This is a genomic window from Streptomyces sp. NPDC086554, assembly GCF_040686095.1.
In the GTDB taxonomy this organism is placed as follows: domain Bacteria; phylum Actinomycetota; class Actinomycetes; order Streptomycetales; family Streptomycetaceae; genus Streptomyces.
Genome location: NZ_JBFBJK010000016.1, coordinates 73251 through 92982, shown reverse-complemented (window position 1 = coordinate 92982; position 19732 = coordinate 73251). Strand labels below are relative to the sequence as shown.

19 protein-coding genes and 1 pseudogene are annotated in these 19732 nt (G+C 72.9%); 8 read left to right on the top strand and 12 right to left on the bottom strand.

Features of this window, described 5'->3' with window-relative positions:
• Positions 1-26 precede the first annotated feature (26 nt).
• Together AB0O76_RS25985 and AB0O76_RS25980 are read right to left on the bottom strand one after the other, a co-directional pair.
• Positions 27-605: a sigma-70 family RNA polymerase sigma factor gene (locus AB0O76_RS25985; RefSeq protein WP_365495838.1), complete on the bottom strand. Its 579-nt coding sequence runs from the start codon at positions 603-605 to the stop codon at positions 27-29.
• Between the two features lie 211 nt (positions 606-816).
• The gene (locus tag AB0O76_RS25980) at positions 817-1602 is read right to left on the bottom strand and encodes a hypothetical protein (RefSeq protein WP_365495836.1); all 786 of its coding nucleotides are present in this window, start codon (positions 1600-1602) and stop codon (positions 817-819) included.
• Between the two features lie 221 nt (positions 1603-1823).
• Here AB0O76_RS25980 and AB0O76_RS25975 point away from each other — a divergent pair, with 221 nt between their 5' ends.
• Positions 1824-2894 (top strand): NAD-dependent epimerase/dehydratase family protein, encoded by a 1071-nt coding sequence (locus tag AB0O76_RS25975; protein WP_365495835.1) that lies wholly within the window; start codon positions 1824-1826, stop codon positions 2892-2894.
• Between the two features lie 797 nt (positions 2895-3691).
• Here the strand turns inward: AB0O76_RS25975 and AB0O76_RS25970 are convergent.
• From AB0O76_RS25970 to AB0O76_RS25960, 3 genes and pseudogenes are all read right to left on the bottom strand, one after another.
• A complete protein-coding gene (locus AB0O76_RS25970; protein WP_365495833.1) occupies positions 3692-3895 on the bottom strand; it encodes a hypothetical protein in 204 nt (67 codons plus the stop codon).
• A 148-nt stretch (positions 3896-4043) separates the two neighbouring features.
• A complete protein-coding gene (locus AB0O76_RS25965; RefSeq protein WP_365495831.1) occupies positions 4044-5156 on the bottom strand; it encodes a HAMP domain-containing sensor histidine kinase in 1113 nt (370 codons plus the stop codon).
• A 628-nt stretch (positions 5157-5784) separates the two neighbouring features.
• Positions 5785-6477: pseudogene (locus tag AB0O76_RS25960) on the bottom strand (response regulator transcription factor); the annotation flags it as partial.
• Between the two features lie 123 nt (positions 6478-6600).
• Here AB0O76_RS25960 and AB0O76_RS25955 point away from each other — a divergent pair.
• From AB0O76_RS25955 to AB0O76_RS25945, 3 genes are all read left to right on the top strand, one after another.
• Positions 6601-7344: a glycosyltransferase family 2 protein gene (locus tag AB0O76_RS25955; protein ID WP_365495829.1), complete on the top strand. Its 744-nt coding sequence runs from the start codon at positions 6601-6603 to the stop codon at positions 7342-7344.
• A gap of 305 nt (positions 7345-7649) precedes the next feature.
• The gene (locus AB0O76_RS25950; protein WP_365495977.1) at positions 7650-8270 is read left to right on the top strand and encodes a DUF2064 domain-containing protein; all 621 of its coding nucleotides are present in this window, start codon (positions 7650-7652) and stop codon (positions 8268-8270) included.
• The gene (locus AB0O76_RS25945) at positions 8267-9034 is read left to right on the top strand and encodes a class I SAM-dependent methyltransferase (protein WP_365495827.1); all 768 of its coding nucleotides are present in this window, start codon (positions 8267-8269) and stop codon (positions 9032-9034) included. Before AB0O76_RS25950 ends, AB0O76_RS25945 begins: the two co-directional genes overlap by 4 nt.
• A 331-nt stretch (positions 9035-9365) precedes the next feature.
• Here the strand turns inward: AB0O76_RS25945 and AB0O76_RS25940 are convergent, their stop codons facing one another.
• The gene (locus AB0O76_RS25940; protein WP_365495825.1) at positions 9366-10622 is read right to left on the bottom strand and encodes a molybdopterin-dependent oxidoreductase; all 1257 of its coding nucleotides are present in this window, start codon (positions 10620-10622) and stop codon (positions 9366-9368) included.
• 280 nt (positions 10623-10902) lie between these two features.
• On the opposite strand from AB0O76_RS25940, the gene AB0O76_RS25935 reads away from it, so the two are divergent.
• Entirely contained in the window at positions 10903-12264 is a 1362-nt protein-coding gene (locus AB0O76_RS25935; protein ID WP_365495975.1) for a hypothetical protein, read from the top strand.
• A gap of 4 nt (positions 12265-12268) precedes the next feature.
• On the opposite strand, the gene AB0O76_RS25930 is transcribed toward AB0O76_RS25935, so the two are convergent.
• Both AB0O76_RS25930 and AB0O76_RS25925 read right to left on the bottom strand, forming a co-directional pair.
• Positions 12269-13057, bottom strand: coding sequence for a lysophospholipid acyltransferase family protein (locus tag AB0O76_RS25930; RefSeq protein ID WP_365495823.1), 789 nt, complete (start codon positions 13055-13057; stop codon positions 12269-12271).
• Positions 13054-13833 carry a GNAT family N-acyltransferase gene (locus tag AB0O76_RS25925; RefSeq protein WP_365495821.1) on the bottom strand — a complete coding sequence of 260 codons (780 nt, stop codon included), beginning with the start codon at positions 13831-13833 and terminating at the stop codon, positions 13054-13056. The genes AB0O76_RS25930 and AB0O76_RS25925 overlap by 4 nt, the downstream gene beginning before the upstream one ends.
• A gap of 272 nt (positions 13834-14105) precedes the next feature.
• Between AB0O76_RS25925 and AB0O76_RS25920 the strand changes: the two genes are divergently transcribed.
• Entirely contained in the window at positions 14106-15320 is a 1215-nt protein-coding gene (locus tag AB0O76_RS25920) for a CaiB/BaiF CoA-transferase family protein (protein ID WP_365495819.1), read from the top strand.
• Between the two features lie 6 nt (positions 15321-15326).
• Here the strand turns inward: AB0O76_RS25920 and AB0O76_RS25915 are convergent, their stop codons facing one another.
• Positions 15327-15884, bottom strand: a complete 558-nt coding sequence (locus AB0O76_RS25915) for a YbaK/EbsC family protein (RefSeq protein WP_365495817.1) — start codon at positions 15882-15884, stop codon at positions 15327-15329.
• Between the two features lie 74 nt (positions 15885-15958).
• Positions 15959-16543 (bottom strand): XRE family transcriptional regulator, encoded by a 585-nt coding sequence (locus AB0O76_RS25910; protein ID WP_365495815.1) that lies wholly within the window; start codon positions 16541-16543, stop codon positions 15959-15961.
• A gap of 94 nt (positions 16544-16637) precedes the next feature.
• Between AB0O76_RS25910 and AB0O76_RS25905 the strand changes: the two genes are divergently transcribed.
• Positions 16638-17501 (top strand): DMT family transporter, encoded by an 864-nt coding sequence (locus tag AB0O76_RS25905; RefSeq protein ID WP_365495813.1) that lies wholly within the window; start codon positions 16638-16640, stop codon positions 17499-17501.
• 103 nt (positions 17502-17604) lie between these two features.
• Here AB0O76_RS25905 and AB0O76_RS25900 read toward each other — a convergent pair whose 3' ends face one another.
• Positions 17605-18345, bottom strand: a complete 741-nt coding sequence (locus tag AB0O76_RS25900; RefSeq protein ID WP_365495811.1) for an acyltransferase — start codon at positions 18343-18345, stop codon at positions 17605-17607.
• A 133-nt stretch (positions 18346-18478) separates the two neighbouring features.
• Here AB0O76_RS25900 and AB0O76_RS25895 point away from each other — a divergent pair, with 133 nt between their 5' ends.
• Positions 18479-19009 (top strand): gamma carbonic anhydrase family protein, encoded by a 531-nt coding sequence (locus AB0O76_RS25895; protein ID WP_365495809.1) that lies wholly within the window; start codon positions 18479-18481, stop codon positions 19007-19009.
• Between the two features lie 2 nt (positions 19010-19011).
• Here the strand turns inward: AB0O76_RS25895 and AB0O76_RS25890 are convergent, their stop codons facing one another.
• Entirely contained in the window at positions 19012-19686 is a 675-nt protein-coding gene (locus AB0O76_RS25890) for a DedA family protein (protein WP_365495807.1), read from the bottom strand.
• Positions 19687-19732 lie beyond the last annotated feature (46 nt).

Here is a 19732-nt window from a genome sequence, read left to right as displayed (position 1 = left end):
GGCGCGGCGCGAACGCGCGCGACCCGTCAGGCCGCCGCGCCCGCGAGCGCGGGGCGTTCGGCGTCCCGCAGCCGTTCCATCAGCGCGAGGCGGGCACGCGCCACCCGCGAACGGACCGTGCCCACCGGACAGCCGGTGAGCAGCGCGGCCTCCGCGTAGGGCAGCCCCAGGAGCTGGGTGAGGACAAAGGCCTCACGCCGCTCGTCGGGCAGATCCGCGAGCAGATCGGCGAGGGCCACGCCGTCGTCGAAGCCCGGCAGCCCGCTGGGCTGGGCGCGCTCCGCAGCCGACTGCCAGTCGTCCGTGTCGCAGAGACGCGGCCGGGCGGCGGCGTGCCGGAGGCTGTCGATCACCGCGCGGCGGGCGATGGAAAGGAGCCATGTACGGGCGGACGAGCGCCCCTCGAAACGGTGCAGGCTGCCGAGGGCCCGCAGAAATGTGTCCTGGGTCAGGTCGTCGGCGGCCTGCGGGTCGCCGCCCAGGTACGTCACGTACCGGCGGACGTCGCGGTGCAGGGCTCGCACGAAGTGCTCGACCGCTTCCGGGTCACCGCCGCGGGCGGCGAGCGCCCAGGCCGTTATCGACTCATCTGGTGAGCCGGGCAAGGCAGAAATGATCACCTGGTGTCCTTCTCGGGAGTCCGGAGATCCGGGATTCCGGGATTCCGGGATGCGGACCGGCCGTGCGCGCGCAGGCGGGCACGGTGCGGGTCCGGTGTTGGAGGTACAGCCGTACGGATACGTACGGCCGATGCCCGAGCCGACCGGGGAGCGCGGCGCTGGGCGCGGCGCGCGGGCGACGTCGGGGAACCGGCTGTCAGGCGACAGCGGTCCCCGCGGGCGGACCCCGAGAAGTGATGGCGTGCACGAGGAGGAACTGCCGCGGTGTGCGCACCGAAAGGCTGCGGCGCGGGCGGACCCGCGGCCGGGGGGCCGGCACCAGGGCCGTGCCGGGCAGCCGCAACGGTGCGACGAGCCAGCCGGCGAAGGAACGCGCGATGCGGAAGACGGCACGTTCGCCGTGCGCGAGCCAGAGGCCGCAGAGCAGCGCGGCCAGGAGGTGGGCGGCGAGCATCCCGGTGGGCGACATGCCGCCCATGTGGTGCATGTGCGCGGCCGCCCCCGCATCGCCCATGTGCTGCATGGACTCGACGTGTTGCGGATCCGGCATGTGCTGCATGTGCTGCATGTGCTGCATACCGGTCATGGCGGACGACATCGCGGAGCCGCCACCCGCCCCCGACCCCATGTCCATGGACCCCATGGATCCCATGTCCGATGACGGCAGGCACAGCACATTGCGCACCCACTGCCGGACGAGGGACGTGCCACCGGTCCGGGGAGTCGCGAGTGTCTGCGCCAGGGAGAACCCCGAGTGCAGTGCGGCCTGCGCCGCCACCGCGAGCGAGACGACGGCCGGCAGCCCCCGCTCACGCCCGGCAAGCGCCCACGCGGCAGCGCCGGCGCCGACGGTTCCGGCGCCGAGCGCCCACCAGGACACCGGGCTCCCGGACATCATGACGTGCCCCAGGGCAGCGAGCAGTACACAGACGGCGGCGAACACCGCGGCCCGTCCCGCTCGACAACACCAACCAGCACTCATGGCGGCTCATCCTTACATCCGCGTCACTCTCTTCACGGAGGGGTACGCCGTTTCCACTCACCCCGCCCACACATCCCCTCTTGTGAGCCACACCACACCAGTTGGCGGGAACTGGACGGCACATCGCCCCGACGCCCTCAAGGCGGGCCAGGTTCTTACGGACCGGTGACATGACGCCGTGATACGTCGATGAAGCAGTCGCGTCGGCCTAGCGTGGCGGCATGCGTGTACTGGTCACCGGCGGCGCCGGGTTCATCGGGTCACAGATCGTCGACGCGCTCGTGGCGCGCGGGCACGAGCCCGTCGTGTTCGACGCGTTGATCGCGTCGGCGCACTCCGGGGCGGAACGGCCCCGCTCCGCCGGAGAGCTGATCATCGGCGACGTACGCGATCCGGACGCCGTGGACGGTGCGCTGCGCGGCGTCGACGCGGTGTGCCATCAGGCGGCGATGGTCGGCCTCGGCAAGGACTTCGCGGACGCGCCCGATTACGTCGCCTGCAACGATCTGGGCACGGCGGTACTGCTGGCCGCGATGGCCCGGGCGGGGATCCGCGACCTGGTGCTCGCCGGCTCGATGGTGGTCTACGGGGAGGGCCGCTACACCTGCGCGGACCGCCACGGCATGGTGCGCCCGGGGCCGCGCGCGGAGTCGGACCTGCGGGCGGGCCGCTTCGAGCCCCGCTGCCCCTCCTGCGGCGCGGAGCTGACGCCGGGCCTGGTCACGGAGGACGCCCCGGTCGACCCGCGCAATGTGTACGCGACGACGAAGCTCGCCCAGGAACATCTGGCGGCGGCGTGGGCCCGGTCCACCGGCGGCCGCGTGGTGTCGCTGCGCTACCACAACGTCTACGGCCCCGGAATGCCCCGCGACACCCCGTACGCGGGCGTCGCGTCCTTCTTCCGCTCGTCCCTGGCCGCGGGCCGCGCTCCACGCGTCTTCGAGGACGGCGGCCAGCGCCGGGACTTCATCCACGTACGCGATGTGGCGGCGGCCAACGCGGTGACGCTTGAGGCTCTGCGGGACCGCGCCGACGGCGAGTTCGCGGCGTACAACACGGGCAGCGGGGATCCCCACACGATCGGCGAGATGGCCCGAACCCTGGCCGCCGCATGCGGTGGCCCAGCACCGGTCGTCACGGGGGAGTACCGCCTGGGCGACGTCCGCCACGTGACGGCGGACTCCACCCGCCTGCGGACCGAACTGGGCTGGAAGCCGGAGGTGGACTTCCCGTCGGGGATGCGGGAGTTCGCGGGGGCGGGGATGCGGGGGCAGACGGTTTCACGGCCATGATCCGGCACCGATCCGGCCGCGCACTGCCGCACCGCCGCACTGCCGCGTACTGATCTTGCTCATGAATCGGCCGATGGATCAACAGCCGCATCCGCCGCCACACCCCGCCACCGTGGCGGGTCCTGGTGGCCAGCTGCTCGTAGTGGTCAGGTCCGCGTCGATGATGTAGGCGGCGGATTCCTGAGGGGTGAACAACCCCACGGTCACCAAGCGTCGGTCGGCTCCGGTCAGGGCGGCCTCACGTCGGCGCGTGGTGACCAGGGCACGGCCGTGGGAGCTAGTGGGCGGCCACCAGCCACGCATGTCGGCAGGACCTCCACGGCGGCCTGTGCGTATCCGGCGGTGATTGCTGAGCGGCTGCTCGCGCTGATCCAAACCAGTACGTCGACCTCGCCGCTGTGCGCAGCTGGTCGGCCTCGGACCGGTGCTGGAAGGACAGGGCGCGCGGCGGGAGCACGCCGACCTGGTGCGGCCAGGCGGCCGGCGAGCGGGGCGCTGCCTGCTGTACCAGCGTGAGGCTGTCGATCGCCAGGTACCCGGTGTTGGCCAGTCCGCCCTCGTCGGAGGTGGCGGCCCCCGTACGGCTCACGTCTACCGGGCCGCCGCCCACTGGCCGGGTCCGATGTAGCCGGATACCGCTGTGCCGCCCTCGCGGGCGATGGCATCGCCGGTTTCCGCGGCGGCCACCGACGGCCCAGGCGTTGCGTCTGTCGTCCCGGGACCAGGACCAGGACCAGGACCGAGACCGGGATCGGCGCTTGGGCCACCGTCCGGTTCGGGGCGGCGTTTAGGCCATCTCACCATCGCGCGGAGATCCTCCCGCATACTGCGGCCGAGGACTGCATCAGCGCCCACACCAGGGCGGCGACACCGGTTGCGCCCTGCACCGAGGCGGCTACCAGCTGGCCGGTATCCGGGTCGTCCAGCAACCAGAAGAACGGTGTCGACACGGTCAGCACGACCGCGACCACCATGACCATGATCTTCCTGGGCCTCGACACACCCGCTCACCCCTCCCGGCAACCGACGCATGCCGCCCTCGGCAGCATGGGATGAACGTCACTGGTAGCACAGGACGTCTCTGCGCAACCACCGGTTCCCCGCGCGCTGTTGGGGCTGCCACCGCTTTGCGTTCAGGCACCGACGCCCCTACGTTCCCGCCTCCGGAAGCACCACCTCGAAGCAGCAGCCGCCCGTCACGTTGCGTACGTCTGCTCGGCCCTGGTGCGCCTCGACGATGCCGCGCACGATGGCCAGGCCCAGGCCCGCGCCCGCCGGGGGTGTACGGGCGTGGGTGCCGCGCCAACCCGTGTCGAAGACTCGGGGCAGATCCTCTTCGGGGATGCCGCCGCAGCCGTCCGTCACGGACAGGACCACGCCGTCGGTCGAGCGCCGTGCGGCGACGGCGACCGTGCCGTCGGCGGGGGTCCGCCGGATGGCGTTGATCAGCAGATTGCCGAGCACCCGGCTCATCTCCTTGCCGTCGACCTCGACGGGGACGGAATCGATCCGGTCGCCCACGAGGCGTACGCCGTGCTCGCGGGCGAGCGGATCCGCGCCCGCGATCGCGTCGCCGACCAGGTCGTACGCGGACATCCGCGACGGCGTGAGGGCGAGCGCGCCCGCGTGGATGCGGGACAGCTCGAAGAGGTCGCCGACCATGCCGTTCAGGCGCTCGACCTCGGTGCGGATCTGCCGCAGATAGCGGTCGGGGTCGGCGGCCACCCCGTCCTCCAGGGCCTCGCTCATCGCGCGCAGGCCGGCCAGCGGGGTGCGCAGATCGTGCGAGATCCAGGCGACGAGCTCGCGGCGTGACGTCTCCAGGGCGCGTTCCCGCTCGCGGGACTCCGCGAGCCTCGCGCTGGTGGACTCCAACTCGCGGGTGAGGGCGGCGAGTTCCGCGGTGGCGGGCACGCCGGGCGCGGCGAAGTCGCCGCCGTCACCGAAGGACCGGGCGGCGAGGGTGAGCGCCTTGCTGCGGGCCACCACCCAGCGCCCGAGCAGCAGCGCCGTGGCCAGCGAGACGACGGCGGCCATGGCGACGACGGTGGTGACGACGCTCAGATCGTGCGGGGACAGGAACATCGCCCACGCAACCGCCAGCGTGCCGGCCAGCATCGCGGTCACCGCGACACAGGCCACCACGGCGAGCGACACGACGAGCGACCGCCGCCGCAGCCCCCGCAGCAGCACCGCCCCGAGCAGCCCCGCGGCGGCGGCGCCGAGGAAGGCGTAGAGCGCGATGAGGAGGGTGTCACGCACGCGGGGCCACCGCCTCGGGACCACCTGCGACGGCGGGGGCGGGTCTGCTTTCCGCAGCCGCGGCCTCCGGGGTGGCCGCCACGGGGGCGACCGCCTCAGGAGCGGCCGTGGCGGGGGCGACCGCCTCAGGAGCGGCCCTCTCCGGAGCGGCCGCCTCCGGGACCGTGCTGTCCGGGGTGACCACCTCCAGGACCGTGGCGTCCGGGGTGACCACCTCCAGAACCGTGGCGTCCGGGGTGACCACCTCCAGAACCGTGGCGTCCTGGGCAGCGGCCTCCGAGGCTGCGGCTTCTGGAGCGACGCTGTCCGAGGCTTTGGCCTCCGGGACGACGCCGTCCGAGGTCATGGCCTCCAGGACGACGCCGTCCGAGGCCATGGCCTCCAGGACGGCCCTGCCCGAGGTGGCGCTACCCAATGCCGCACCCCCCGAGGCGACGCGCCCCGATGCCGTGCTGCCCGATGCGGCGGCATCCGAGGGCTGGCTGCCCGAGACCGCACCGTCCGATGCAGGCTCGCTACCCAAGGCCGCACCGTCCGATACAGGCCCGCCGCCCAACGCCGCACCGTCCGATACAGGCCCGCTGCCCAAGGCCGCACCACCCGAGCCCGCGCCGTCCGATGCCGCCAAGCGATACCCCACCCCCCAAACCGTCTGAATCAGCCGAGGCCGGGCCGGGTCGTTCTCGATCTTGCCGCGGAGGCGGCGGACGTGGACCGTGACCGTCGACAGGTCGCCGAAGTCCCAGCCCCAGACCTCCCGCATCAACTCCTCGCGGCCGAACGCGCGGCCCGGGTGGCGCATGAAGAAGGCGAGGAGGTCGAACTCGCGGACGGTGAGGGCGAGTTCGGTGCCGTGTTTGGACGCGCGGCGGGCCGGCGGGTCGACGGTCAGCCCTGCGGCGCTCAGCACCGCCCCGGGGCGCCCGCCGGCCGCGGAGCCCGTGCGGCGCAGCACCGACTCGACGCGCAGGACCAGTTCGCGGGGGCTGAACGGCTTGGTGACGTAGTCGTCCGCGCCTATCTCGAGCCCCAGGATCCGGTCGTCCTCGTCGCCCCGCGCCGTGAGCATGATGACCGGCACGGGGCCCCGCGCGCGCAGCCTGCGGCAGACCTCGAGGCCGTCGATGCCGGGCAGCATCAGATCGAGTACGACCAGGTCGGGGCGGCGGGCGGCATCACGCTCCAGCGCCGCGTGGCCGTCCTCGGCGCGTTCGACGGCGTACCCGGCACGCTCGAGGTAGCCGGTGACGACCTCGGCGACGGTGGCGTCGTCGTCCACGACGAGTACGCGCGGCGCGCCGCCCTGCGGTGGTGTCTCCATGCCGCAAGCCTCGCACCACCCCCGAGCGAGTGCCGCACCCCGGCCCGCCCCACTCGCCGACGTCCCCGTTTCGTAAGAACCTGAAGTCCGCTATGTCCCATTTCTCTTCGTAGGGTGAAGGGCGTGACGCACTCCTCCCACTCCCCCGAAAGCCCGCCGGGCCCACCGGCCCCACGGGCCGACATCGTGCTCCCCTGTCTCGACGAGGCCGCCGCCTTGCCCTGGGTGCTGCGGCGGATCCCCGCGGGCTGGCGCGCGATCGTCGTGGACAACGGCTCCACCGACGGCTCGGCGGAGGTCGCCCGCTCGCTCGGCGCAACCGTCGTGCACGAGCCGCGCCGGGGCTTCGGCGCCGCCTGCCACGCCGGTCTCACGGCCGCCACCGCGGACATCGTCTGCTTCTGCGACTGCGACGCCTCGCTCGATCCGGGCCTGCTCGAACCTTTCGTACGTCAAGTCGACGCGGGCCGCGCCGACTTGGTGGTGGGCCGGCGCCGCCCCCTCAGCCGGGGCGCATGGCCGCCGCACGCCCGTGCCGGCAACGCCGTCCTGGCCCGGATGCTGCACCGGCGCACCGGCGTCCGGCTGCACGACCTGGGCCCGATGCGAGCGGCCCGGCGCGAGGCCCTGCTCGACCTCGCCCTCACCGACCGCCGCAGCGGCTACCCGCTGCAGATGGTCGTACGGGCCGCCGACGCGGGCTGGCGGATCGAGGAGCGGGACGTGCCGTATCTGCCGCGCACCGGCAAGTCCAAGGTCACCGGCACCTGGCGCGGCACCTGGCACGCGGTCCGCGACATGCGGGGCGTACTCGCCGAACACCCCACGGCGGGGTCGGCCACACCCGGAAGCGGGCTGCCACGATGAAACAGCCCCCACGTATCCCGCCCGCCACCGACCCGGACCCCCGCACCGCCGACAGCCCGAAGCCCGGCACCACCCCCCGCACCGGCGCCTCCTCACCCCACGACGCGTCGGCCACCGTCGACGGATCCACGGCCGCACCGAGCGTCGGCTCCAAGTCCGCGCCCGGAACCAGCTCCACCGCCACACCCAGCCACAGCTCCGGGTCCACCCCCGGCGACGCCCCCGGAACGACCCCCCTCGCGTCACCGGGCCGCCGCCCCCACACGTACTCCCGCACCACACCCCCCACCGGCCCCGCCACCCTCCTGGTCATCGCCAAGCAGCCCCTCCCCGGCCGTGTGAAGACCCGCCTCACGCCGCCCTACACGCCACAGGAAGCCGCCCGCCTCGCCGAGGCCGCGCTTCGCGACACCCTGGATGCCGTGCTCGCGGCGCCCGCCCGGCGGCGGGTCCTGGTGCTCGCCGGGGAAGCGGGCCCTTGGCTGCCGGACGGATTCGACGTCGTGCCGCAGTGCGCGGGCGGGCTTGACCAGCGGCTCGCCGCGGCGTTCGCGGGGTGTGCTGGGCCCGCGCTCCTGATCGGGATGGACACCCCGCAGGTGACCCCCGCGCTGCTCGCCCCCGCCCTGGGCCCGGACGCCTGGCGGGATGCCGACGCGTGGTTCGGTCCGGCCGTGGACGGCGGCTTCTGGGCGCTCGGCCTGGCCGAGCCCGACCCGGAGCTGCTGCGCGGCGTCCCCATGTCGACGCCCACCACGGGCGCGGCCCAGCGCGGCCGCCTCACCGCGGCGGGCCTGCGGGTGCGCGACCTGCCGGTGCTGCGTGACGTCGACACCGCAGAGGACGCTTCGCTGGTCGCCGCCGACGCGCCGGACGGTCGTTTCGCCCAAGCCCTCGCCCGCCTCGCCCCGGCCGGCCGCCGATGAGCACCGCCGTGGCGTGGTGCGCCGACCCCTACGCCGACGCCCTGCGCAACGGCCACGGCCCGCTGTTCCTGCGGCGCACCGACGGGTGGCTGCTGCCCCTGGAGGTCGAACGCTGGTGCGCGGCCGCCGACGCGGCGGACCTCTCCGCGCTGCGCCGCTGCACGGGCCCGGTGCTGGACATCGGCTGCGGTCCCGGCCGCCTGGTCGCCGCGCTGACCGCCATCGGCCATCGCGCCCTCGGCATCGACATCAGCGAGGCGGCCGTCGCCCACACCCGCCGCATCGGCGGCACGGCCCTGCGCCGCTCCGTCTTCGACTCCCTTCCGGACGAGGGGAGTTGGGGCACGGCGCTGCTCATCGACGGCAACATCGGCATCGGTGGCGACCCCGGCGCGCTGCTTGCCAGGACCGCCCGGCTCCTGGCCCCCGGCGGGCTGCTCATCGCGGAGACCGCGCCGGTGGACGTCGACGAGCGGGTCCAGGTCCGCGTGGACGACGGCCGGGGCCTGGACGCGGCCGGGGAGACCTTCCCCTGGGCCCGGCTCGGCACCCCGGCGCTGCTGCGCCACGCCCGCCCGACGGCCTTGCACCTCGCCGATCAGTGGACCGTCGGCGGCCGCTCCTTCGTGGCGCTGCGCAGGCGACGCGACGTACGCAGCGCCCGCAGCAGCAGCCAGAGCGCGGAACCCGCGAAGAGCGCCGCCGTCACCAGGAGCCAGCGGGGCAGGAACACGTCGGCCGGCAGGCCCGTGGCGGACTCGTAGCGCGGCACCGTCCGGGCGATCAGCGGGAACCACACCAGCAGAAGCAGCCCGGAAAGCGCCGCGGGGACCCGGATGAAGTTGACCAGGTCCCTGCGGCGTCCGCCGAGCGACCGCTGCACGGCCCGGTCGGCGATCGCGTACAGCGGGAGCAGCACCAGGTCGTGAAGGAGCGCCGCGCCGACGAACCAGGCCGCGACGGCGAGCCAGTCGTCCGCGAGGAGCCGTACGCCCGCGTATCCCGCGAGGGCGAACGAGGCGAGCAGCAGGAGCAGTTGGAGGGGGCTCTCGCCGTACAAGCGGCGGAAGCGGTCCCGGAGCGTGGCGCCCGTCATCACAGCTCCCCGAAGGTCAGGCGGGTCACCCATTTGGTGTTCAGCACACCGGGCGCCGCCGGGACGATGATCCGTGCCGGATAGCCGTGGTCGGGGGACAGTTCCTCGCCGTTCACCTGGAGCGCGAGCAGCGAGCGCGGGTCGCGGACCTGGTTGTCGCGCAGGGCCGCCTGGCGGAACGAGCCGCGCCGCTGGAGCGAATCGACGAACACTCCGGGCACCGTCGATCGGTCCTCGTAGCCGACGAGCGCGGCCAGATCCCGCAGCCGGACCCCGCGCCACCACTGGTCGGAGGTCGACCAGCCCTCCACGCACGCGATGGGCAACGCCGCGCTGTGCTGGGTCATGGCCAGCAAGTCGTCCCGGTCCAGGCTCAGTTCGCGTCCGCGGCCGCTGACGACCAGGCGCCACGACCGCCCCGTGTCGGCCGATCTGATCCCCACCGCCGCGGCCGACTTGTTGATCTGGAAGCCGTTCGGCCCCCTCCCCGGTTCACCGCCCCCGTGCGGCGCCAGGAGCGCCGTGCGCCGCGCCGCGCCGTCGAAGTTCTGCCCCGCCGTCGTCGCGAGCAGCAGCAGCGAACCCCCGCCGACCAGGCCGAGCGCGCCCCGCCGGGACATCGTCGACCCCTCCGACGGTTTGTCATGCGTACGCAGTTGCTCGCGCACCCCGCGTTCCCGCAACGTGCGCACGGCCCGCGGCAGCTTCAGCGCGGCGTGCGCCACGAAGGCGCCGAAGAACACCCAGGCGCCGTAGAAGTGCAGCGGGTAGAAGGAGCCGGGGAAGAGGTACTCCAGCTGGACGTTGAGCACGCCGGTGGCGAACTCGAACAGCGCACCGCCCACCAGGAGCAGCAGCGAGAGCCGCTCAAGGGCGTGCCCCGCCGACCGCACCGGCGGCAGCTCGAACAGCTTCGGGATCACCGACCACAGCTTGGCGAGCAGCACCGGGATCAGGGCGATGCCGACGGTGACGTGCAGGCCCTGGTTGAGGCGGTAGAGCCAGTGCGGGTCGGTCGGCCAGGAGAAGAGATAGAAGCCGAGCAGGCCCTTGTCCGGGGTCTTGTCGTTCACCGGCGACAGGTTCGGGTTGTACGCGGCGTACGAGAGCAGGCCGGTCACGAAGAGCAGCGGGATCCCGACGAGCAGGACGACGCCCAGTACGGAGGTGAACCAGGTCCCCCGCAGCGGGCTGCGCCAGAAGCCCGGCGAAGCAGGGGGTGCGGCGGGTGGCTGGGGCCGTGTCGTGTCGCCCATCACGCTTCCTCGACGGTCATGGGCGATGGTGGGATCCTCCGCCCTGAGCCGACGGTAAGCCGCGCGACCTGCCCGGACGGGCCCACGACTCATGACGAAACTCTGACGGCGGACGGGGAGCGCCCCGAAGGGGCGCGGGGAACTGCGCGACCAGCCACGACGACGCCGCAGACATTCGACGCCACTCCCAGCACAGCGCCCACCGCAAGATCTGACGGAACGATGACACCAGCCCGGCCAAAGCCCCCCGCAGGGGATTTCCACCTAGCGTGCACACGTGATCCCCCAAGAAGGACGCGCCACCCCGCCGCGCCGCGATCTGCTCACCGCCGGGGGCGGCGCACTGCTCGTCGCCCTGGCCGTCGCCGTCGGCACGTACATGGCGAACGAGTACGGCAATCTGCACGTCAACTGGCCCCCGCTGTACGCCAAGTGGTCCCCGCACATCGGCCCGGGCACCCCGGCCGCGCTCGCGGTGGCCGCTGCGACCGTCGCCTACGGCCCGGCGCTCGCCGCACGCCTGCCGTGGCGGGCGCTGGTCATCGGCAGCTGGGGCGCGTCCCTGGCCTGGATCTGGTCCCTCGCGCTCGTCGACGGCTGGCATCCGGGCATCGCCCGGCGCCTGACCACCAAGTACGAGTACCTCCAGGTGATCGACCGCTTCGACGACATCCCCGCCGCGCTGCGGGACTTCACGCGGCACATCCTGATCGACGCGCCGGACCACTGGCCCGCGCACACGGCGGGACATCCGCCCGGCGCCACGCTCACCTTCGTCCTCCTCGACCGCATCGGCCTGGGCGGCGGCGCCTGGGCCGGCGTCTGGTGCATCACGCTCGGCGCGACCGTCGCCGCGGCCGTGCTCGTCACCGTGCGTGCCCTGGCCGACGAGGCGAGCGCACGCCGGGCCGCGCCCTTCCTGGTGCTCGCCCCGGCCGCGGTGTGGACGGGCACGTCGGCGGACGGCTACTTCGCCGCCGTCGCCGCGTGGACGATCGCCCTGCTCGCGCTCGCCGCGACCCACTCGGCCCGCTTCCCGGCGGCCGCCGCCCTCGGCTCGGGCCTGCTGTTCGGGCTGCTCTGCTACCTCAGCTACGGCCTGACGCTGTTCGCGGTGATCGCCGTCGCGGTGCTGCTGCTCACCAGGACCGCGCGCCCGCTGCCCCTGTTCCTGGCGGGGGCGGTGGTCGTGCCGCTGGTGTTCACCCTGGTGGGCTTCAACTGGTGGGAGGCGTACCGGCTGTTGGTGGAGCGCTACTACCAGGGAGCGGGCGGCATCCGTCCGTACGGCTACTGGGTCTGGGCCAACCTCGCCTGCACGGTCCTTGTCGTCGGCCTCGCCACGGTCGCGGGTCTGGGCAGGACCGTGCTCCGGGCGCCGGGCGCCGTACGCCGACTGCGTACGCGAGAGGACACGCCCACCGACCGCCTCACCCTGCTCGTCGTGGCCGCGCTGCTGGCCCTCGCCGCCGCCGATCTCTCCGGAATGAGCAAGGCGGAGACGGAACGCATCTGGCTGCCGTTCGCGGCCTGGCTGCTCGCCGCGGCGGCGTTCCTGCCCGCGCGCACCCAGCGCTTCTGGCTGACCGCACAAGCCCTGCTGGCCCTGCTGCTCAACCACCTGCTGCATACGGGATGGTGACGCCTCACCCGTGAGCGGCCAACTCCCGAGCGCCGATCACCGCTTGCGCCTCGGCGGCCAGCTCGCGCCGGTCCGAACCGTGCAGCGGCGCGTGCGCGGTGATCCGCACGGTCAGACCGCCCGCGCGGGCGACCCGGTGCAGCGAGGCCGCGAAGGTCTCGTCGCCGAGGAACGCGGCGGCGGTGCTGGGGGCCCCGTCCTGTTCGTAGCGGATGGTCACAGGGCGTACGGGGGCGCCCGCGTCGGCCGCCGCCTGGAAGGTGGCCCGGCGGAACCGGCCGCCGGACACGGAGCACCAGGTCGTCGCCTGGGGAAAGACTGCGACCGAGCGGCCCGAGCGGAGGGTTGCCGTCAACTCGGCGACCGTGTCCGGCAGTTGACGCAGGCCGTCGCGGTCGATGAACTGCGTCCCGGCGCGCCGGGCGAGCGTGCCGACGACCGGCCACCGGCCCACCTCCCGCTTGGCGAGGACCGTCACCGGCTCCACGGCGAGCAGGGCGACGACGTCGAGCCAGGAGATGTGGTTGGCGACGATCAGGGTGCCGGTGGGGCCACCGCCGACGGTCAGGCGATCGAGGTCCGCCGCCGGCCGTACGCCGAGCGCGGCGAGCACTCCCCTGGCCCGCGCCCGCAGCGCGCCGGGCTCGGCGATCCGTCCGCCCTGCGCCGCGCCTTTGCCGATCTCGTACGCCAACGCGGCGTACCGGCGGGCCACTTCACCCCGCGGCACCGGCGGCGCCGACCGGGTGGCGCAGGCCGGGGTGCACAGACTCGCCGGGGCCCAGGGGCTCATGGCGTCTCCCCCAGGAAGTAGCGGCGGTGGCGGTCGCTGAGCCGTTCCATGTCGAGCAGGACGAAGAAGTCGGCGACGTCGAACTCGGGGTCGTGCGTCGGCGCCCCGCACATCCACGCGCCGAGCCGGAGGTAGCCCCGAAGGAGCGGGGGAAGGTCGGCGTAGGTGGGGCGCTCCACGGTCGGCTCGGTGGGTGTCCAGGGGCGCCGGGGGTGCACGCGCAGCTCGGGCGGCGACGCGTGCCTGGAGGTGCCGAGCAGCCAGGCGCTGGAGGCGGCCTTCCCGCCGTCGGACAGCGGCACGGACGCGCAGCCCGCCAGATAGCGGTGGCCGGAGAGCAGGACGTAGCGGGCGAGCGCGGACCACATCAGGTTGATCACCGCGCCGGAGCGGTGATCCGGGTGCACGCAGGAGCGCCCGGCCTCGATCGTGGAGGAGCGGAGGTCCGCGAGTGCGCGCAGATCGAACTCGCCGTCGGAGTAGGACCGGTCGGACCGTCCGGGCGGCAGCAGGCGGTAGGTGCCGACCACCTCGTCCGTGGCGGTGTCGGTGACGATGAGGTGGTCGACGAGGTCGTCGTAGTCGTCCACGTCGTGACCGGGCAGCGGCGTGTGGAGGGTGGCGCCCATCTCCTCGCCGAAGACGCGGTACCGCAGGCGTTGCGCTGCGCGTATCCGGCTCTCGGAGTCGGCGATGGAGGTCACGTACGAGCCGGTGACGGCGCCGGGGGCGGCGGGCGTCGAGGCGGCGGCCGAAGCAAGCGGTGTCGAGGGCATGCCGGCACGGTCCTTGCGCCGGCTGAACTGCGCACGATGGCCGCGAGGCCGGTGGTCACGCCCCTCATGAGCATCAGGTGAACGGCGCCCGCAAACCCCTGACCCGGCCTTTTCACCGAATCGACCGACCGGTTAACGGAATCGGCCGCCGAACCACCGGCCGGTGTCGGGAACGTGACCGCGACCGTACAGACTCACGTACGAGGCTCACGTACGAGCCGCAGGCCCGGCCACGGGCGCAGGCCCCCGCACGCGTCGAACGAGAGGCAGTCATGGCGACCGCACGACAGACATCCGGCCCGCTCCCCCTTGCGGGCATCACGGTGGTCAGCCTGGAGCAGGCCGTGGCCGCGCCCTTCGCCACCCGCCAGCTGGCCGATCTCGGCGCCCGCGTCATCAAGGTGGAGCGCACCGGCGGCGGCGACTTCGCACGCCGCTACGACACCACGGTGCACGGCCAGGCCAGCTATTTCGTCTGGCTCAACCGCTCCAAGGAGTCCCTCACCCTGGACCTCAAGTCCGATGAGGGCCTGGAGATCCTGCACGAGCTGCTCGCGGGCGCCGATGTGTTCGTGCAGAACCTCGCCCCGGGCGCGGCCGGCCGCCTCGGCCTCGGCGCCGACGAGCTCCAGGCCCGCTACCCGTCGTTGATCCCCTGCACGGTCAGCGGGTACGGCACGAGCGGATCCTGGGCGGACCGCAAGGCGTACGACCTGCTCGTGCAGTGCCAGACGGGCCTGCTCTCGCTGACCGGCACGCCCGACGAGGCGGTGCGGGCCGGCATCTCGGTCGCCGACATCGCGGGCGGCATGTACGCCTACAGCGGTGTCCTGTCCGCGCTGTTCACCCGGGCGACGACCGGGCGCGCCCCGGCCGTCGAGGTCTCCCTCTTCGACGCGCTGGCCGAGTGGATGAGCCAGCCCGCGTACTACACGCGCTACGGCGGCACGCAGCCGCCGCGGGTCGGCGCCCGGCACGCGACGGTCGCGCCGTACGGCCCCTTCACCGCGTCCGACGGCAAGGACGTGCTCCTCTCCGTGCAGAACGAACGCGAGTGGGCGGCCCTGTGCGAGCGGGTCATCGGGCGTCCCGAGCTGACCGACGACCCGCGGTTCGCCACCGGCTCCGACCGCGTGGCGCACCGCGACGAGCTCGACGCGATCATCTCCGTACGCTTCGCCGAGCTCGGCAGCGAGGAGGCGATGGAGCTGCTCGACCGGGCCGGCATCGCGAACGCGGGCGTCAATTCGGTCAGCGAGTTCCTCGACCATCCGGCGCTCGGCGAGCGCGACCGCTGGCGGGAGATCGCCGTGCCCGGCACGTCGTCGCCCGTCCAGGCGCTGCTGCCGCCCGCGGATCTGAGCGGCGTGAGCCCGCGGATGGATCCCGTCCCCGCCGCGGGCGAGCACACCGAGTCGATCCTCGCCGAACTGGGCCGCGGCCCGGACGACATCGCCCGGCTGCGCGCGGCGGGAGTCTGCCGGTGACGAGGGTCAGGCGACGCCGAGCCCTTCGATGACGACCGCGTTCGGCAGCCCGGCGAACGCCTTGCCCGGCACGATGAGCTTGCCCCGGCGGCTGCCGCTGCCGATCAGGACGTACGGCAGGTCGACGACGGCGGCGTCCACCAGGAGCTGCCAGTGGGCGGGCAGGCCGATCGGGGTGATGCCGCCGTACTCCATGCCGGTCTCGCCGGTCGCCATGTCCATCGGCGCGAACGAGGCCTTGCGGGCGCCGAGTTGGCGACGCACGACGCCGTTCACGTCGACGCGGGTCGAGGAGAGGACCAGGCAGGCGGCGAGCGTGGACTCGCCGCCGCGCTTGCCTGCGACGACCACGCAGTTCGCGGACCGCTCCAGGATGTCCCGGCCGTAGTGCTCCACGAAAGTGGCGGTGTCGGCCCACTGCGGGTCGGTGTCGACGTGGATCAGCTGCTCAGGGGGGACGTCCCCGTGCCATCCGCGCACGGCGTCGGCGACGGGGGCCACCAGGAGGTCGAGGGCCTCGACGGCCGGGCGTACGACGTCGAAATCTCCCATGGGTGCACGCATGGCCGCACGCTAACAGCGGTGCGTACGCGACAACTCGGCCGTCTCAGGGTGCGGGCACCGTCCCGCTGGAGCGCTCAGTAGGAGGCGGCGTGCGCGGGCGGCACGGACACCGACATGGTCATCTCGACCGGCTCGGCACCCCTGTTGTGATAGCCGTGCGGGACGTTCGCCTCGAACGTCGCGGCCGACCCGGCGGCGACGGCATGCTCCACCCCGTCCACGACGAGCGTCAGCTCGCCCGCCGAGACATGAAGCAGCTCGATGGTCCCCGGCGGATGCGCGTCGGAGTCGCTGCCCTCACCGGGCATCAGCTTCCAGGCCCACAGCTCGAAGGGGCCGCGCGCCTCCGTCCCGACCAGCAGCGTCGTGCTGCTGCCCGCCTCCGTGGACCACATCCGCACCGCCTGCTCCGGCGGCACGAGCCGGACGTGCGATCCCTGCTCGTAGTCCAGGAGCGTGGTGATGCTGACGCCCAGGGCGTCCGCGAGTTTCACCGTGATGCCCACGCTGGGGTTGGTCCTTGCCTGCTCGATCTGAATGATCATGCCGCGGCTGACGCCCGCGCGGGCCGCGAGCGCGTCGAGCGTGAAGCCACGTTCGGTGCGCCAGCGCTTGAGGTTGCGGGCGAGCGACTGGGTGAGCTGGTCGAGGTCCGACACATTCCGTCCAATATTCTGGATGACAGAGTTCAATATGTTGCACTACGGTGTGGTGCACCTAAAGGTTCACCACACTGTACTGCGAGGATCATCGATGACAGCACTGTTCGCCCTGGCCACCAGCCTCCTGTGGGGCCTCGCCGACTTCGGCGGCGGACTGCTGACGCGACGTATCCCCGCACTCACGGTCGTCGTCGCCTCGCAGACCATCGCCGTGATCGTCCTCGGCGCGATCGTGATCGCGACCGGCGGTTGGACGGAGTGGGGCCCGCAGCTGTGGTTCGCGGTCGGCGCGGGACTCGTCGGCCCGGTCGCGATGCTCTCCTTCTACAAGGCCCTTGCCCTCGGCCCGATGGGCGTCGTGTCGCCGCTCGGCTCGCTGGGTGTCGTCGTACCGGTGGGCGTCGGACTCTTCCTGGGCGAGCGGCCAGGGGTGCCGCAGTTCGCCGGCATCGCCGTCGCCGTCGTAGGCATCCTGCTCGCGGGCGGACCCGAGCTGCGCGGCGCGCCCGTGCAGCGGCAGGCGGTCCTGCTGACCCTGCTCGCGGCCTTCGGTTTCGGCGCGGTGATGGCCCTCATCTCCGAGGCGTCGAGCACCATGACCGGCCTGTTCCTCGCCCTGTTCGTGCAGCGCGTGACGAACGTGGCAGCGGGCGGCGCGGCCCTGTATGTCTCGGTGAAGCGCGGCGGCACGGCACTCCCCGAGGGCACGGGAATGGGCGTGATCCGGGCATCGCTCCCGGCACTCGCCTTTGTCGGCCTGGCAGATGTCGCCGCCAACGGCACGTACTCGATCGCGGCCCAGAACGGCCCGGTCACCGTGGCCGCCGTACTCGCCTCGCTCTACCCGGTGGTGACCGCGCTGGCGGCACGGATGGTGCTCCACGAACGCCTGCGCGGCATCCAGGCGGCGGGGGCGGGGTTGGCGCTGGTGGGTACGGTGCTGCTGGCGAGCTAGCCAGGGCCCGGCAGGAGCGCCCCGTAAGGGGCGCGGGGCTGTGACATATGCGGCTCCGCCGCGTGGGCGCGACAAGCCCCCACACACCCGCAGACAAGGGAAGTCAGCCTTCCCCCAACTCCCCCAGGGCAAGCAACTGTTCCGGCGTGACCCCGTCAGGAATCGGCACAGGCGCCGGCGTACGCAACGGCGGCTGCCACCCGGCCTCGGGGTCCCACGTACGCACCACACGCGCCGGCGCGCCGGCAACCACCGCATGGTCGGGGACGTCACCCCGGACAACCGCGCCCGCCGCAACGACCACGTTGCGGCCGATCCGCGCCCCCGGCAGGATCACCGCATTCGTACCGATCCAGCAGCCGGGCCCGATCTCGACCGGCTCCATGCGGGGCCACTGCTTGCCGATGGGCGTGTGCGGATCGTCGTACGAGTGGTTCGTCGACGTCACGTACACGCTGGGCCCGAAGTAGCAGTCGTCGCCGATCGTCACCGCCGTGTCGGCGATGACATGGCTGCCGCGGCCCAGCACGACGCCGTTGCCGATGCGCAGGATCGGGTCCGGGCCGAGGTCCAGGTCGGGCATCATCCCGGCCGTCAGCGTGACCTGCTCGGCGATGATGCAGTGGTCGCCGATGCGGATCCACGGCTCACCGAAGACGGTCCCCTGCGGGAACGCCAGCTTCGTGTTCTCGCCGAGCGCACCGAACCGCAGCCGCCCCGGCCGCTGCGCGGTGACGGCACCCGTCCGCTGCACCCACGCCCAGCCCGCGTGGACGGCGCGCTGGGCCGCGCGGCGCCGCCAGTCGGCGACCGCGGATGAGAACGTGTTCCTGTTCTTCGGCACGGGCTCACGTTACTCAGCCGCGGGCCCGCGAGTGAGCCGGAACCCCTGTGATCTTCACCCCACACGGCGGTACACCGACCGCCGTCCCGTACGGTTCCGCCAGGCGCGAGACACGTACGAATGGAGACATCCGATGGGCCACGAGGCACTCATCACCGGGATCGGCGGCAAGGACCCGAAGATCGATCAGGACGCCTTCACCGCGCCCGCCTCCGTCGTCATCGGCGAAGTGACCCTGCACGCGGGTGCGAGCGCGTGGTACGGGGCGGTGCTCCGCGCCGACGGCGGGCCGATCGTCGTGGGCGCCGACAGCAACATCCAGGACAACTGCAGCCTCCACGTCGACCTGGGCTTCCCCATGACCATCGGCGAGCGGGTCTCGGTCGGCCACAACGCCGTCCTGCACGGCTGCACCGTCGAGGACGACTGCCTCATCGGGATGGGCGCGACGGTCCTCAACGGCGCGGTGATCGGCGCCGGTTCACTGGTCGCGGCGCAGGCGCTCGTCCCGCAGGGGATGGTCGTGCCGCCAGGATCGCTCGTCGCGGGCGTACCGGCCAAGGTGCGCAGGCCCCTCACCGACGAGGAGCGCGCGGGCATCACCCTCAACGGCACGATGTACGTCGAGCTGGCCAAGGCCCACAAGGACGCCCACGCGGGCTGACGTCAGTCGGCGGCCGGGACGGGCACCGGCTCGGCCGCCTGCACACCACTCCCGGCCTCGGCCTCGGCCCGCTCCGCGGACTTCTTGGCGCGGCGCTTGACGAACAGCATGGAGCCGACGCCGATCAGGACGGCGATGGCGAGACCGAAGTACGAGAACCGCTTGAGCCAGTCCTCCGCGACCACGCCGATGTAGTAGATGACGGCGGTGGTGCCGCCCGCCCAGACGATGCCGCCCAGGACGTTGGCGATGAGGAACTTCCAGTACGGCATGCGCAGGACGCCCGCGAGGGGCCCGGCGAAGATCCGGAGCAGGGCGACGAAGCGGCCGAAGAAGACCGCCCACATGCCCCACTTCTGGAAGGACCGCTCGGCGGTGGCGATGTTCGCGGCACCGAAGTGCTTGGGGAATTTCCCTTCGAGCCACGCGAGCAGTGGCCTGCCGCCCTTGCGTCCGATCGCGTATCCGATGGAGTCGCCGATGATGGCGCCCGCGGTGGCGCAGATCCCGAGGATGACGGGGTTGAGCTCGCCGTGCTGCGAGGAGAGCAGCGCGGCGGAGACGAGGACGATCTCACCCGGCAGCGGGATGCCCAGGCTCTCCAGACCGATGATCACGCCCACCAGCGCGTAGATACTGACGGCCGGTACGGTCTCCAGCCATTCCTGGACGTGCAACGCCGGTTCCTCCTGTGCTGGTGTGCTTGTACCTGTGCTGGTGTGC